Raw genomic sequence first — 15,939 nt, forward strand, 5'->3', positions numbered from 1 at the left:
TTTCATGGCAGAGAAGTAAGTGTTCGCTTTCTTCATTTGCATGTGGGTAATGAAGGCGTCGTTTACGTAACGAAGCCTTTATTACCTTCACTAATTTGCTGGGTTGGCAAATTAGTATCGCAAGCTTTATAAAAGCCAAGTGTGCTTTTATAAGTGGGAGGTACTACCGTTATTACCACAATAGAGGAGGAAATTTATAATGGCTAAAAGAGGTAAAAGATATCAAGAAGCAGCTAAGCTTGTTGATCGTTCTAAAACTTATGAAATAAATGAAGCTGTAGCTTTATTAAAAGAAACAGCAAAAGCTAAGTTCGACGAAACTGTTGAAGTTGCTTTCCGTTTAGGAGTTGACCCTAAGAAAGCTGACCAACAAATCCGTGGTGCTTTTGTATTACCACATGGTACTGGTAAAACACAACGTGTTCTAGTATTTGCTAAAGGTGAAAAAGTAAAAGAAGCTGAAGCTGCTGGAGCAGATTATGTTGGCGATCAAGATTTAATCAACAAGATCAACCAAGGTTGGTTCGAGTTTGATGTAATCGTAGCGACTCCTGACATGATGGCTGAAGTTGGTAAACTAGGACGTGTTCTAGGACCTAAAGGCTTAATGCCAAACCCTAAAACAGGTACAGTAACATTTGAAGTAGAAAAAGCAATTAAAGAAATTAAAGCTGGTAAGGTTGAATATCGTGTCGATAAACAATCTAACATCCATGTTCCAATTGGTAAGATCTCATTTGATAACCAAAAACTTGCGGAAAACTTTGTAGCGCTTGTTGAAACAATCGTGAAAGCCAAACCACAAGCAGCAAAAGGGATCTACATGCGTAACGTGGCGCTTACTTCCACAATGGGACCTGGCATTAGAATCGACGTTTCAAACTACCGTTAATTGGTAATTGACTTTTCCTGGCCGATTCGATATACTGAATTGTGCCTGACTTAAAGTCATGGCTTCATAAAATGAATTAAATACGTTGTACCGTAGACAGTGGGTGCTGATAAAGCTTAATATCCCGCCGAGGTGTCCTATAAAACAAATCATTTAAATTTGTTATATGAGCCTCCATGTCACATGGGGGCTTTCTTAATGACTAAAGCCTTAAGCGGTATAATGGACGATACTAACGGGAGGTGGAACAATGTCAAAAGTAATGGAAAAGAAACAACAACTAGTACAAGAAATCGCTGATAAATTCCGCGAAAGCCAATCAACAGTTTTAGTTGACTACCGTGGTCTTGATGTAGCTGAAGTTACAGATCTTCGTAAACAACTTCGCGATGCAGGTGTTGAATTCAAAGTGTACAAAAACACAATGTCACGCCGTGCTGCTGAAGATGCTAACCTAGCTGAACTTAGCGCATCATTAGTTGGTCCTACTGCTATTGCATTCAGTAAAGAGGATGTAATCGCTCCGGCTAAAATCCTTAGCAAATTTGCTAAAGAGCACGAAGCATTAGAAATTAAAGGTGGCGTACTAGAAGGTAAAATCGTTAGCCTTGATCAAATCAAGGAACTTGCAGATCTACCAAGCTACGAAGGTATGCTTTCTATGCTACTCAGCGTACTACAAGCACCAATTCGCAACTTTGCTTATGTTACAAAAGCAGTTGCAGAACAAAAAGAAGAACAAGGCGCATAAGTTGATACTGAATCAACTAGCGGTCACATTATAAAAAACTATTAGGAGGAAATAAAAATGACTAAAGAGCAAATTATCGATGCTATCAAAGAAATGTCTGTACTAGATTTAAACGATCTTGTTAAAGCTATTGAAGAAGAATTTGGAGTAACTGCTGCAGCACCTGTTGCTGTTGCTGGTGGGGCTGCTGGTGGAGACGCTGGTGCTGAGAAAACTGAATTTGATGTTATCCTTGCTGATGCAGGTGCTTCTAAGATTAAAGTTGTTAAAGCGGTTCGCGAAATCACTGGTCTTGGCTTAAAAGATGCTAAAGACTTAGTAGATAACGCTCCTAAAGCAATCAAAGAAGGCGTTGCTAAAGAAGAAGCTGAAGAAATCAAAGGTAAGCTTGAAGAAGCTGGCGCATCTGTAGAAGTAAAATAATTAATGGATTAATTCTATTAAAACTTAGGGCTCGTCGTGTTTATCGGCGGGCTCTACATTTAGCTTCGGTTAAGTATAGCTTAGCTTACTGGTAGATGACTGGTTAGAACAGTACTATCCGCCAGAAAAATCTTCTCATTACATAATAATGCAAAGTAGGTGCCCAAATGTCTGAGCATTACTTTTCACAAAAACCCCAATCAAAAAGCTTACCCAAAACATGGAATTATGAACTACGCGGAAAGAATTTTGCGTTTACGAGTGATGTTGGTGTATTTTCCAAAAACGAAGTAGATTTTGGAACGAGATTATTAATTGAATCATTTAACCCACCGGAGATTCCAGGAGATATCTTGGATTTAGGGTGTGGTTATGGACCGATTGGTATGGCGATCGCGAATCTGTTGCCCGACCGTCAAGTGGTGATGGTAGATGTTAATGAACGTGCTTTAGCCTTAGCGGAATCGAACGCAGCGCATAATCATATACAGAATGTTGAATTGATCCAGAGTGATCAATTTACCAATCTAGCTAATCGAAAATTCGCTGCAATCCTAACCAATCCACCAATACGGGCTGGGAAAAAGGTTGTTCATGGAATGTTTGAGGGTAGTAAAAGCAGCTTGCATCAGGGTGGGGAACTTTGGGTTGTGATTCAAAAGAAACAAGGTGCTCCGTCGGCAATCGAAAAATTGGAAGCATTATTTGGGAATTGTGAGACCGTAACAAAAAGCAAAGGTTATTATATATTACGCGCCAAAAGTATTTGACTTCTATAGTTAGAGTGTGATAATATAATAAAATGCTAATATGGGACTTCCTTGTCAAGAGGAATATTTATGAAATAAAGAAAAGTGTATAATTCAGTGGGTTTAGGAAACAATGATAGAATCGAACTTGTGGGCGTTCTATCTATTTTTCTCATTTATTTGAAGTGGTTTCACATGAGTGGATGAGAGGGGATTGTTGCTTTTCTATTCTAAAATGATACCCCATTATTTTAGGTATGGCAAGTAATTATTTAATCAGCAATTTGATATGACGTGCAAAAACGTTGTTCTGATTGGTGATTCTTTGCTTGGATAAACCTATTAGTATTTTGGTTTAAGAAAACACTAGTTTCTATGAATGAATGTTTTACTTAGAAACGGTTGTTTTTCTTACAATATAGTTTAGTTATTTTCAAATGCAAGCCTATGCTTGCAAATAAAATATGCATGATTTGAGAGGTGAAGCAGTTGACAGGTCAACTAGTTCAGTATGGACGGCACCGCCAACGCAGAAGTTATGCGCGCATCAGTGAAGTATTAGAATTGCCGAATCTTATCGAAATCCAAACCGCTTCATACGAATGGTTTATGGAAGAAGGTTTGCGAGAAATGTTCCAGGACATTTCTCCAATCGAGGATTTTACGGGTAATCTGTCACTTGAGTTTGTTGATTACAGCTTAGGTGAGCCAAAGTATCCTGTAGATGAATCAAAAGAAAGAGACGTTACGTACAACGCTCCACTTCGTGTAAAGGTTCGTTTAATTAACAACGAAACTGGCGAAGTGAAGGAGCAAGAAGTCTTTATGGGAGACTTCCCTCTCATGACAGACACTGGGACATTTGTTATTAACGGGGCTGAACGTGTTATCGTATCACAGCTCGTTCGTTCACCGAGTGTCTATTTCAATGAAAAAATTGATAAAAACGGAAAACGAGGAGTTGCTGCAACTGTTATTCCGAACCGAGGAGCTTGGTTGGAATTTGAAACAGATGCGAAAGACGTCGCGTATGTCCGTATTGATCGTACACGTAAATTGCCAATAACAGTGCTGTTACGTGCACTTGGTTTTGGTTCTAATCAAGAAATTATTGATTTGATTGGTGAGAATGAATACCTAATCAATACGCTTGAAAAGGACAATACCGAAACCACTGAAAAAGCGCTACTGGAAATCTATGAGCGTTTGCGTCCAGGTGAACCACCTACTGTAGAAAATGCGAAAAGCTTATTGATTTCACGTTTCTTTGATCCGAAGCGTTATGACCTAGCACATGTTGGTCGTTATAAAATCAACAAAAAACTTCATCTCAAAAATCGCTTGTTTAACCAAGTGCTAGCTGAGCCAATTGTAGACTCGGAAACTGGTGAAGTTTTAGCCCAAAAGGGAGATAAAGTAGAACGTAGACTATTAGATAAAATCATCCCGTATCTTGAGCAAAATGATGACATGCTTGGAGAAAGCATTCTAGAACCCCATGATGGTGTTTTAGAGGATCCAATTCGTATCCAATCAATTAAGATTGTTGACCCGACAGATCCAAGTGGTGAGAAGGTACTTAATGTTTTGGGGAATGCAAACATTGATACTTCTGTTAAACATATTACACCAGCTGATATCCTAGCATCGATTAGTTACTTCTTTAACCTACTTCATCAGGTTGGAGATACAGATGATATTGATCATCTAGGTAACCGTAGACTTCGTTCTGTTGGTGAATTATTACAAAATCAATTCCGTATTGGATTATCTCGTATGGAGCGTGTTGTTCGTGAGCGTATGTCTATTCAAGACACATCAAGCGTGACACCACAGCAATTGATTAATATTCGCCCGGTTATCGCATCTATTAAAGAGTTCTTTGGTAGCTCGCAATTATCGCAGTTCATGGATCAAACGAATCCATTAGCTGAATTAACACATAAGCGTCGTCTATCCGCATTAGGACCTGGTGGTTTAACGCGTGAACGTGCTGGTTTCGAAGTGCGTGACGTTCACTATTCTCACTATGGTCGTATGTGTCCGATTGAAACGCCAGAGGGACCGAATATCGGGTTGATTAACTCGTTGTCTTCTTACGCAAAAGTAAATAAATTTGGCTTTATTGAAACACCGTACCGTCGTGTTGATCCAGACACAGGTCGTGTAACAGCGCAAATTGATTATCTAACTGCTGATGAGGAAGATAACTATGTGGTTGCACAGGCAAATGCCCGTTTAAACGATGACGGAACATTTGTCGATGCGGAAGTTATTTCTCGTTTCCGCGGGGAAAACACAGTCGTTGCTCGTGAAAAGATTGATTACATGGACGTATCACCGAAGCAGGTTGTTTCGGCTGCGACTGCATGTATCCCGTTCTTAGAAAACGATGACTCCAACCGTGCGTTGATGGGTGCAAACATGCAACGTCAAGCAGTTCCGTTGTTAAACCCAGAAGCACCGATTGTTGGTACTGGTATGGAATATGTATCTGGTAAAGATTCCGGTGCAGCAATCATTTGTAAATATGATGGTATTGTAGAACGCGTAGAAGCAAAAGAAGTATTAGTTCGTCGCGTTTCAGAAGTGGACGGAAAAGAAGTAAAAGGTGATTTAGATCGCTATAAGCTTCAGAAGTTCATCCGTTCGAACCAAGGTACATGCTACAACCAACGCCCAATCGTGAGCGAAGGTGATCGTGTAACGAAGGGTGAGGTACTTGCAGATGGTCCTTCTATGGAAAAAGGTGAACTTGCCTTAGGACGTAACGTATTAGTTGCGTTCATGACATGGGAAGGTTACAACTACGAGGATGCCATCATCATGAGTGAGCGACTAGTGAAGGACGATGTGTATACATCTATTCACATTGAAGAATATGAATCAGAAGCACGTGATACGAAGCTTGGACCAGAAGAAATCACAAGAGACATTCCAAACGTTGGGGAAGAAGCGTTGAAGAACCTGAACGAACAAGGAATCATTCGTATTGGTGCAGAAGTAACAGATGGCGACATCTTAGTTGGTAAGGTAACACCTAAAGGAGTAACAGAGCTTTCAGCAGAGGAACGTTTATTACATGCGATCTTCGGTGAAAAAGCGCGTGAAGTTCGTGATACATCCCTACGTGTACCGCATGGTGCTGGCGGAATTGTACTTGATGTTAAAGTATTCAACCGTGAAGATGGCGATGAATTACCACCAGGTGTTAACGAGCTAGTTCGTGTATACATCGTTCAAAAACGTAAGATACACGAAGGAGATAAAATGGCTGGTCGTCACGGTAACAAAGGTGTAATCTCCAGAATTTTACCGGAAGAAGATATGCCTTACTTACCAGACGGAACGCCAGTTGATATCATGCTTAACCCACTAGGGGTACCATCTCGTATGAACATCGGACAGGTGTTTGAATTACACCTAGGTATGGCTGCTAGACAGCTAGGTATCCACGTTGCGACGCCAGTATTTGATGGAGCAAACGAACAAGATGTATGGGATACATTAGAAGAAGCAGGAATGCCAAGAGATGCGAAAACGATTTTATATGATGGAAGAACCGGTGTACCGTTTGATAACCGAGTGTCAGTTGGGGTCATGTACATGATCAAACTTGCGCACATGGTTGATGATAAGCTGCACGCACGTTCAACTGGACCATATTCACTAGTTACGCAGCAACCACTTGGTGGTAAAGCACAATTTGGTGGACAGCGTTTCGGTGAGATGGAGGTTTGGGCATTAGAAGCTTACGGTGCTGCATATACACTTCAAGAAATCTTGACAGTGAAGTCAGATGACGTTGTAGGACGTGTGAAGACGTACGAAGCAATCGTAAAAGGTGATAATGTACCAGAACCAGGTGTACCAGAATCATTCAAGGTACTAATCAAAGAATTACAAAGTCTTGGTTTAGATGTAAAAATTCTAGCTGGTGACGAATCCGAAATTGAAATGCGCGACTTAGAGGAAGAAGAAACCCAAGCCGCAAGCAAATTAAACCTAGAAGTCGAAGAAAATTAATAACACAGGACTGGGACACAACTGAAAACCTTCTGTGAAGAAGGACGATGCTGAATGAAGTTTCAAATCGTAAGTTTTAGTTTGTCCCTTCCTTCAATATCTAATCCAATCGGTATCCATAGAAAACGGACATTATAAAGGGAGGTATACCCTTGTTAGATGTAAATAACTTTGAATTTATGAAAATTGGTTTGGCTTCACCCGAAAAGATCCGTTCTTGGTCATACGGCGAAGTAAAAAAACCAGAAACAATTAACTATCGTACACTTAAACCAGAAAAAGACGGCTTATTCTGTGAACGTATATTTGGTCCGCAGAAAGACTGGGAATGTCATTGTGGAAAATATAAACGTGTGCGCTATAAAGGTGTCGTTTGTGACCGATGTGGCGTTGAAGTAACAAAATCGAAGGTACGTCGTGAGCGCATGGGTCATATTGAATTAGCAGCTCCTGTATCTCATATTTGGTACTTCAAAGGAATTCCAAGCCGTATGGGACTTGTGTTAGACATGTCTCCACGTGCCTTGGAAGAAGTAATCTATTTTGCGGCATATATCGTAACAGAGCCAGGTAGTACACCACTTGAAAAGAAACAATTACTTTCTGAAAAAGAATACCGTGCTTATTACGAAAAATATGGCAATACGTTTAAAGCGCAAATGGGTGCAGAAGCAATCCGTAAGCTTTTACAAGATATCGATCTTGATAAAGAAGTAGATGCGCTAAAAGAAGAATTAAAAACCGCTCAAGGTCAACGTCGAACAAGAGCAATTAAACGTCTAGAAGTGTTAGAAGCATTCCGTAACTCTGGAAATGAAACATCTTGGATGATCTTAGATGTTCTTCCGGTTATTCCGCCAGAAATTCGTCCAATGGTTCAGTTGGATGGTGGCCGATTTGCTACTTCTGACCTTAATGATCTATATCGTCGTGTTATTAACCGTAATAACCGTCTGAAAAGATTATTAGATCTTGGTGCGCCTAGCATTATCGTGCAAAATGAAAAACGTATGCTACAAGAAGCGGTCGATGCATTAATTGATAATGGTCGTCGTGGTCGTCCAGTAACTGGACCAGGTAACCGTCCATTGAAATCTCTTTCTCATATGTTGAAAGGGAAGCAAGGTCGTTTCCGTCAAAACCTATTAGGTAAACGTGTTGACTATTCTGGTCGTTCCGTTATCGTAGTAGGACCAAACTTAAAAATGTATCAATGTGGACTACCGAAAGAAATGGCACTTGAATTATTCAAGCCGTTTATTATGAAAGAACTAGTAGAACGTGGTATTGCACACAATATTAAGTCTGCTAAACGCAAAATCGAACGTGTTCATTCTGATGTATGGGACGTATTAGAAGACGTTATTAAGGAGCATCCGGTATTACTTAACCGTGCCCCTACGCTTCACAGATTAGGTATCCAAGCATTTGAACCAACATTAGTAGAAGGTCGTGCGATTCGTCTGCATCCATTAGTGTGTACAGCATATAACGCTGACTTTGATGGAGACCAAATGGCGGTTCACGTTCCATTGTCTGCAGAAGCACAAGCAGAAGCACGTCTATTAATGCTTGCAGCACAAAACATTTTAAATCCAAAAGATGGTAAGCCAGTTGTTACACCATCACAGGATATGGTATTAGGTAACTACTACCTAACCTTAGAACGTGCAGATGCTGTTGGGGAAGGTACTGTCTTCACTAATGTGGATGAAGCGAGAATTGCATATCAAAACGGTTATGTACATTTGCATACACGTATTGCCGTGCAAGCATCTAGCTTGAAAAATAAAACCTTCACAGCAGAACAAAATGATCAATTACTACTAACTACTGTTGGTAAGTTGATTTTCAACGAAATCTTACCAGATTCGTTCCCTTATATTAATGAGCCTACTAGGAGCAATCTTGAGGAACGTACGCCAGTACATTATTTCGTGGAAAAGGGTACGGATATTAAAGAAACCATCAAGGGTCGCGAAATCATTAAACCGTTTAAGAAAGGCTTCTTAGGTGACATTATCGCTGAGGTCTTCAAACGCTTTAAGATTACCGAGACTTCTAAAATGCTTGACCGCATGAAGGATCTAGGTTTCACGATGTCAACCACTGCAGGTATGACGGTTGGTATTTCCGATATCGTTGTATTACCGGAGAAACAAGAAATCCTGAACGAGGGTCAAACAAAAGTTGACAACGTTATGAAGCAATTCCGTCGTGGTTTAATCACGGAAGAAGAGCGTTATGACAGAGTTATTGCGATTTGGACTCAAGTTAAAGATACGATTCAAGATAAGCTGATGCAGTCATTAGATAATCGTAACCCGATCTTCATGATGAGTGACTCTGGAGCGCGTGGTAACGCATCTAACTTCACACAGCTTGCCGGTATGCGTGGTCTAATGGCCAACCCGGCTGGTCGTATCATCGAATTACCGATTAAATCAAGCTTCCGTGAAGGTTTAACGGTATTAGAGTACTTCATTTCTACCCACGGTGCTCGTAAAGGTCTAGCCGATACCGCACTTAAGACTGCTGACTCTGGTTACTTAACACGTCGTTTGGTTGATGTAGCCCAAGACGTTATCGTTCGTGAAACGGATTGTGGAACAGACCGCGGTTTACCAGTAGCAGCGTTAATGGATGGTAATGAAATAATTGAACCATTATTTGACCGTCTTGTTGGACGTACGGCATTTGAAACAGTTGTACACCCTGAGACAAAAGAAGTAATTGTGGATTACGATACAGTGATTTCCGAAGATCAGGCGAAACAAATTGTGGAAGCTGGTATTGAAAAAGTAACCATCCGTACTGTATTCACATGTAATACAAAACACGGTGTATGTAAGAAATGTTATGGACGTAACCTTGCAACTGGTTCAGAAGTTGAGGTTGGTGAAGCAGTTGGTATTATCGCTGCACAATCAATTGGTGAGCCAGGAACACAGTTAACGATGCGTACATTCCATACAGGTGGGGTTGCTGGAGACGATATCACACAAGGTTTACCTCGTATCCAAGAATTATTCGAAGCGCGTAACCCGAAAGGTCAAGCGATCATCAGTGAAGTTCATGGTACTGTACTAGAAATTCATGAAGTGAAGGATAAACAAGAAATTGTAATCCAAGGTGACGTGGAACAACGCGCATATGCGGTTCCTTATAACGCAAGACTTAAGGTTTCTGTTGGAGACGAAGTAATCGCTGGTCAAGAGCTTACAGAAGGTTCCGTTGATCCAAAAGCATTAATCCGTGTTCAAGGTGTTCAAGGTGTTCAAGATTACCTATTGCGCGAAGTACAACGCGTATATCGTATGCAAGGGGTAGAAATCGGCGACAAACACGTGGAAGTAATGGTAAGACAAATGCTTCGCAAAGTGCGTGTACTAGATGCTGGTGATACAGAAGTACTACCAGGTTCATTGCTTGAAATACACCAGTTTAGAGAAGCAAACCGCAAAGTCCTACTAGAAGGTAACCAACCAGCAGTAGGAAGACCGGTATTATTAGGTATTACCAAAGCATCTCTTGAAACAGATTCATTCTTATCTGCAGCATCATTCCAAGAAACTACAAGAGTTCTTACAGATGCAGCAATCAAAGGCAAGCGCGATGAATTACTAGGATTGAAAGAGAATGTTATCATCGGTAAACTTGTCCCTGCTGGAACAGGAATGCAACGCTATCGCAAAATCCAACTACCAGCAGTAGAACAAGAAGAAGTAGTGGAAGAAGAAGTAGAACAACCAGTTCAATAATGTTTTTGATTAAAAAAGAGGGCAGTAAATAGATAGACAATCGAGCGATAGACTGATTCAGCGCTGGGAATATACGTAGACTCCTGCGGGAAGAAGGGCAACGGTGAGACCCCGCAGTGAGGGAACTACTTGAATAACCTTCTTCGCTCCCTTGCGCTGAGGAACCTAACTGCGTAGCGTTACTAGAAGACGCAGGCGCACAAGTTTTTCAGCACGAGGAGGCTCACCAGCCCCCCGCGGAAAGCGAAGTATAATCCCGGAGTGGGGATCGTGCAGCAACGTTCGAATTTCCATCTAATCAAATACTGCTCCCTTAAATAAATTTCACATGTTATTCATGCGATAACTTGTATGATAAACAAGGAAATAACTCGGAAGCACTAAAAAATATTAGAAATTCTAGTTGACATTAAAAAACGAGAATGATACTATATTCAAGGTGCTTCCGATTTATACTTGTTGCTTTGGAGGATGTTATTCGATGTCTTATGAAAAAGTAACTCATGTAAAATCGCAAACAATAATTGGTTTGAAGCAAACACTTAAGGCAATGAAAAATGGCCAGATAAGTGAAGTGTATATTGCTGAAGATGCTGATCGGCATATGACACAAAGAATTGAAGAATTAGCTAAAACGCTAGACATCCCATGTCAGCGTGTTGATTCCAAGAAAAAGCTAGGCGCTGCATGTGGTATTGATGTTGGCGCATCAACTGTAGCAATCAAGAAATGATGGTTTTGGCGGGTATAATCTCGCGAAAGCTTTGTTTTTTGCTTCAAGATGAACCACCTGGATGTGTGGGATTACAATCCGGTGATTGCTAGCTATATTCTTAAGAATTAAAATGAGGAAGGGAGGACAATATAATGCCTACAATTAACCAACTAGTACGCAAAGGTCGCGTAAACAAACCGAAGAAATCTGACTCACCAGCACTTAACAGAGGGTACAACAGTTTCAAAAAGTCATTGACTAATGAAAACTCACCGCAAAAGCGTGGTGTATGTACACGTGTTGGTACACTAACTCCTAAAAAACCGAACTCGGCGTTACGTAAATATGCGCGTGTTCGTTTATCAAACAACATGGAGGTAACTGCATACATTCCTGGTATTGGACATAACCTACAGGAGCACAGTGTAGTTCTAATCCGTGGTGGACGTGTAAAAGACTTACCGGGGGTACGTTACCACATCGTTCGTGGTGCACTTGATACTGCTGGAGTAGACGGTCGTATGCAAGGTCGCTCTAAGTACGGTACAAAACGCCCTAAAGAGAAAAAGTAATATAGTACGACAACACAGAAAATAGGAAAGGAGGGGGACATATGCCACGTAAAGGACCAGTACCTAAGCGCGATGTCTTGCCAGATCCACTTTATAACTCAAAACTAGTAACTCGTTTAATCAACCAAATCATGATTGACGGAAAACGAGGCATTGCACAAAAGATTCTTTATAATGCGTTCGAACTTGTTGAACAACGCAGCGGACAAAATCCGATGGAAGTTTTTGAGCAAGCTATGAAAAACGTAATGCCTGTACTAGAAGTACGCGCACGCCGTGTTGGTGGTTCAAACTACCAAGTACCGGTTGAAGTTCGCCCAGAACGTCGCCAAACACTAGGACTACGTTATATCGTAAGTTATGCACGTTTGCGCGGGGAAAAAACAATGGAAGAACGTTTAGCTAATGAAATTCTAGATGCTTCTAACAATACAGGAGCTTCCGTTAAGAAACGCGAAGATATGCACAAAATGGCTGAAGCGAATAAAGCATTCGCTCACTACCGTTGGTAAGCTAAATAAAAATAAAGCTTTTTATAGGAAGGAGAAGAATACATGGCAAGAGAGTTCTCCTTGGAAAAGACGCGCAATATTGGTATTATGGCACACATTGATGCAGGTAAAACCACTACAACTGAGCGTATTCTTTTCTATACAGGACGCATTCATAAGATTGGTGAAACGCACGAAGGTGCTTCACAAATGGACTGGATGGAGCAAGAGCAAGAGCGCGGAATTACCATTACTTCTGCTGCTACAACAGCTCAATGGAAAGGTCACCGTATCAACATCATCGATACACCGGGACACGTAGACTTCACAGTAGAAGTTGAACGTTCATTACGTGTACTTGATGGTGCGGTTACAGTACTAGATGCACAATCAGGTGTTGAACCTCAAACTGAAACAGTTTGGCGTCAAGCAACAACTTATGGTGTTCCACGTATTGTATTTATCAACAAAATGGATAAAACAGGTGCTGACTTCCTATACTCTGTTGGTACATTGAAGGAACGTCTGGGAGCTAACGCTCATCCAGTACAATTCCCAATCGGTGCAGAAGATGAATTTAGCGGAATTATCGACCTAATCGACATGGTAGCTTATTTCTATGAAGATGATTTAGGTACACGTGCAGAAGCAGTTGAAATTCCAGCTGAATACAAAGAAAAAGCAGAAGAATTACGAACTAGCCTACTTGAATCAGTTTCTGAACTAGATGAAGAACTGATGATGAAGTATCTTGAAGGAGAAGAAATCTCCAACGAAGAACTTAAAAAAGCAATTCGTAACGCTACAATAGCTGTTGAATTCTATCCAGTATTTTGTGGATCTGCTTTCAAAAACAAAGGTGTTCAATTAATGCTTGATGGTGTTATTGATTACCTACCGGCTCCAACTGATGTACCTGCAATCGAAGGTACATTACCAGATTCGGATGAAAAAGTTACAAGAGAATCTTCAGATGAAGCACCATTCTCTGCACTAGCATTTAAGGTTATGACTGACCCGTTTGTTGGTAAATTAACTTTCTTCCGCGTTTACTCTGGAAAACTTGATTCTGGTTCTTATGTACGTAACTCTGTTAAAGATAAGCGTGAACGTGTAGGACGTATTCTACAAATGCATGCAAACTCTCGTGAAGAAATTCCGACAGTATATGCTGGTGAGATTGCAGCGGCAGTAGGATTGAAAGACACGTCAACTGGTGATACTTTATGTGATGAAAAGAATCTAGTAATTCTTGAATCTATGGAGTTCCCAGAACCAGTTATCTCGGTTGCTATTGAGCCAAAAACTAAAGGTGACCAAGATAAAATGAGTATCGCCTTAGGTAAACTGGCTGAAGAAGATCCGACATTCAGAACGGAAACGAATCCTGAAACAGGTCAAACCATCATCTCTGGTATGGGTGAGCTTCACCTAGATATCATTGTTGATCGTATGAGACGTGAATTCAAAGTGGAAGCTAACGTTGGTGCTCCACAGGTTGCATACCGTGAAACATTCCGTGCTGCAGCTGAAGTTGAAGGTAAATTCGTACGTCAGTCTGGTGGTCGTGGACAATTCGGTCACGTTTGGATCAAGTTTGAGCCAAACGAAGAAGGCGCTGGATTTGAATTCGAAAACAAAATCGTTGGTGGTGTAGTACCACGTGAATACATTCCTGCCGTTGAACAAGGTATTAAAGAAGCAATGGAAAATGGTGTATTAGCTGGCTACCCTGTAATTGACATTAAGGCTTCTTTATTTGATGGAAGCTACCATGATGTTGACTCTAACGAAATGGCGTTTAAGATCGCTGCATCAATGGCACTTAAAGCAGCTAAGAACAAGTGTAATCCAGTTCTACTTGAACCAATGATGAGAGTAGAAGTTGTTATCCCAGAAGAATACATGGGAGACATCATTGGAGATATCACTTCTCGTCGTGGTCGCATGGAAGGTATGGAAGCGCGTGGACAACAACAAGTTGTTAAATCATTCGTACCACTTGCTGAAATGTTTGGATATGCTACTGCATTACGTTCAAACACACAAGGTCGTGGAACATACACTATGCACTTTGATCACTATGAAGAAGTACCGAAAAGTGTTTCTGAAGAAATAATTAAGAAAAATGCTGGACAATAATTGCATTTTTAGTTATTCTCAAGTATAACTTTTATTGTAGGCTAAGAAATAACACAAGCTGTTATTTCTTGGCACAAAATACTTAAAAAATATCTTTGATTTATTTAAAGGAGGAACTATAAATGGCTAAAGAAAAATTTGATCGCTCGAAAAGTCACGTTAACATTGGAACAATCGGACACGTTGACCATGGTAAAACTACATTAACTGCTGCTATTACAACTGTAATGGCTAAAAGAAGTGGTAAAGGTGTCGCTATGGCATACGACCAAATCGATGGTGCTCCAGAAGAAAAAGAACGTGGAATCACAATCTCTACTTCTCACGTTGAGTACGAAACTGACACTCGTCACTATGCACACGTAGACTGCCCAGGACACGCTGACTATGTTAAAAACATGATCACTGGTGCTGCACAAATGGACGGAGCTATCCTAGTAGTATCTGCTGCTGATGGTCCAATGCCACAAACTCGTGAGCACATCCTATTATCTAAAAACGTAGGTGTACCTACAATCGTAGTATTCCTAAACAAAGTAGATATGGTTGATGACGAAGAATTACTAGAACTAGTTGAAATGGAAGTACGTGATCTATTATCTGAATATGACTTCCCTGGTGACGATGTACCAGTAATCAGTGGTTCTGCTCTTAGAGCGCTTGAAGGAGACGAAAAATACGAGCAAGCGATCATTGATCTAATGAACGCTGTTGATGAGTATGTACCAACTCCAGAACGTCAAACTGACAAACCATTCATGATGCCAGTTGAGGATGTATTCTCAATCACTGGTCGTGGTACTGTTGCTACTGGTCGTGTAGAACGCGGTCAAGTTAAAGTCGGTGACGAAATCGAAATCATTGGTTTAACTGAAGAATCAGCTAAATCAACTGTAACAGGTGTTGAAATGTTCCGTAAGCTTCTTGATTATGCAGAAGCTGGTGATAACATTGGTGCACTTCTACGTGGTGTTGCACGTGAAGACATCAACCGTGGTCAAGTACTTGCTAAGCCAGGTACAATCACTCCACACACTAACTTCAAAGCTGAAGTTTATGTATTGTCAAAAGAAGAAGGTGGACGTCACACTCCATTCTTCACTAACTACCGCCCACAGTTCTACTTCCGTACAACTGACGTAACTGGTGTTGTTTCTTTACCAGACGGAGTAGAAATGGTAATGCCTGGAGACAACATCGAAATGAATGTTGAACTAATCTCTCCAATCGCGATCGAAGACGGAACTCGTTTCTCAATCCGCGAAGGTGGACGTACTGTAGGATCAGGCGTTGTAACTTCAATCTCTAAATAAGTAATAATTCAAAAACAGGTAACGCATTCGCGCTACCTGTTTTTTTGTGTATCCTGGTGCAGTATAATAAGAGGGGTTTCAAGTTAAATCCTACGATAAAAGAA

At 40.7% G+C, this 15,939-nt stretch carries 11 protein-coding genes and 1 other annotated feature; all 11 genes read left to right on the forward strand.

Translation table 11 applies throughout. The features are described from left to right. Window positions 1–199: 199 nt before the first annotated feature. The 11 genes from rplA (at window position 200) to tuf (ending at window position 15,835) form a co-directional block, all read left to right on the forward strand. Window positions 200–892 carry a 50S ribosomal protein L1 gene (gene rplA, locus JF53_RS10090; RefSeq protein WP_047981975.1) on the forward strand — a complete coding sequence of 231 codons (693 nt, stop codon included), beginning with the start codon at window positions 200–202 and terminating at the stop codon, window positions 890–892. 72 nt (window positions 893–964) lie between these two features. Next, window positions 965–1,098: a sequence feature (ribosomal protein L10 leader region), on the forward strand. Window positions 1,099–1,142: 44 nt separating this feature from the next. Further along, window positions 1,143–1,643, forward strand: coding sequence for a 50S ribosomal protein L10 (gene rplJ, locus JF53_RS10095; RefSeq protein ID WP_047981974.1), 501 nt, complete (start codon window positions 1,143–1,145; stop codon window positions 1,641–1,643). A 57-nt stretch (window positions 1,644–1,700) separates the two neighbouring features. After that, window positions 1,701–2,066, forward strand: a complete 366-nt coding sequence (rplL, locus tag JF53_RS10100; protein ID WP_047981973.1) for a 50S ribosomal protein L7/L12 — start codon at window positions 1,701–1,703, stop codon at window positions 2,064–2,066. 167 nt (window positions 2,067–2,233) lie between these two features. Further along, a complete protein-coding gene (locus tag JF53_RS10105; protein WP_047981972.1) occupies window positions 2,234–2,836 on the forward strand; it encodes a class I SAM-dependent methyltransferase in 603 nt (200 codons plus the stop codon). 468 nt (window positions 2,837–3,304) lie between these two features. Further along, window positions 3,305–6,841: a DNA-directed RNA polymerase subunit beta gene (gene rpoB, locus JF53_RS10110; protein ID WP_047981971.1), complete on the forward strand. Its 3,537-nt coding sequence runs from the start codon at window positions 3,305–3,307 to the stop codon at window positions 6,839–6,841. Window positions 6,842–6,993: 152 nt separating this feature from the next. Continuing rightward, window positions 6,994–10,602, forward strand: a complete 3,609-nt coding sequence (gene rpoC, locus JF53_RS10115) for a DNA-directed RNA polymerase subunit beta' (RefSeq protein ID WP_047981970.1) — start codon at window positions 6,994–6,996, stop codon at window positions 10,600–10,602. Window positions 10,603–11,083: 481 nt separating this feature from the next. Continuing rightward, window positions 11,084–11,335, forward strand: a complete 252-nt coding sequence (locus JF53_RS10120; RefSeq protein ID WP_047981969.1) for a ribosomal L7Ae/L30e/S12e/Gadd45 family protein — start codon at window positions 11,084–11,086, stop codon at window positions 11,333–11,335. A 134-nt stretch (window positions 11,336–11,469) separates the two neighbouring features. Next, entirely contained in the window at window positions 11,470–11,889 is a 420-nt protein-coding gene (rpsL, locus tag JF53_RS10125; RefSeq protein ID WP_047981968.1) for a 30S ribosomal protein S12, read from the forward strand. 41 nt (window positions 11,890–11,930) lie between these two features. Beyond that, entirely contained in the window at window positions 11,931–12,401 is a 471-nt protein-coding gene (gene rpsG / locus JF53_RS10130) for a 30S ribosomal protein S7 (protein ID WP_047981967.1), read from the forward strand. Between the two features lie 42 nt (window positions 12,402–12,443). Continuing rightward, on the forward strand, window positions 12,444–14,522 hold the full coding sequence (fusA, locus tag JF53_RS10135) for an elongation factor G (protein ID WP_047981966.1): 2,079 nt from the start codon (window positions 12,444–12,446) through the stop codon (window positions 14,520–14,522). 122 nt (window positions 14,523–14,644) lie between these two features. Beyond that, window positions 14,645–15,835: an elongation factor Tu gene (gene tuf, locus JF53_RS10140; RefSeq protein ID WP_047981965.1), complete on the forward strand. Its 1,191-nt coding sequence runs from the start codon at window positions 14,645–14,647 to the stop codon at window positions 15,833–15,835. Window positions 15,836–15,939: the final 104 nt, after the last annotated feature.

Origin of the sequence: Ornithinibacillus contaminans (assembly GCF_001038425.2) — a bacterium.
Classification (GTDB): Bacteria; Bacillota; Bacilli; order Bacillales; family Amphibacillaceae; genus Ornithinibacillus; species Ornithinibacillus contaminans.

Bases quoted from the DNA above. Each gene is read 5' to 3' on its own strand.
- tuf (WP_047981965.1), top strand. From the start codon at position 14,645: ATGGCTAAAGAAAAATTTGATCGCTCGAAAAGTCACGTTAACATTGGA.
- rplA (WP_047981975.1), top strand. From the start codon at position 200: ATGGCTAAAAGAGGTAAAAGATATCAAGAAGCAGCTAAGCTTGTTGAT.
- rplJ (WP_047981974.1), top strand. From the start codon at position 1,143: ATGTCAAAAGTAATGGAAAAGAAACAACAACTAGTACAAGAAATCGCT.
- JF53_RS10120 (WP_047981969.1), top strand. From the start codon at position 11,084: ATGTCTTATGAAAAAGTAACTCATGTAAAATCGCAAACAATAATTGGT.
- rplL (WP_047981973.1), top strand. From the start codon at position 1,701: ATGACTAAAGAGCAAATTATCGATGCTATCAAAGAAATGTCTGTACTA.
- fusA (WP_047981966.1), top strand. From the start codon at position 12,444: ATGGCAAGAGAGTTCTCCTTGGAAAAGACGCGCAATATTGGTATTATG.
- rpsG (WP_047981967.1), top strand. From the start codon at position 11,931: ATGCCACGTAAAGGACCAGTACCTAAGCGCGATGTCTTGCCAGATCCA.
- JF53_RS10105 (WP_047981972.1), top strand. From the start codon at position 2,234: ATGTCTGAGCATTACTTTTCACAAAAACCCCAATCAAAAAGCTTACCC.
- rpsL (WP_047981968.1), top strand. From the start codon at position 11,470: ATGCCTACAATTAACCAACTAGTACGCAAAGGTCGCGTAAACAAACCG.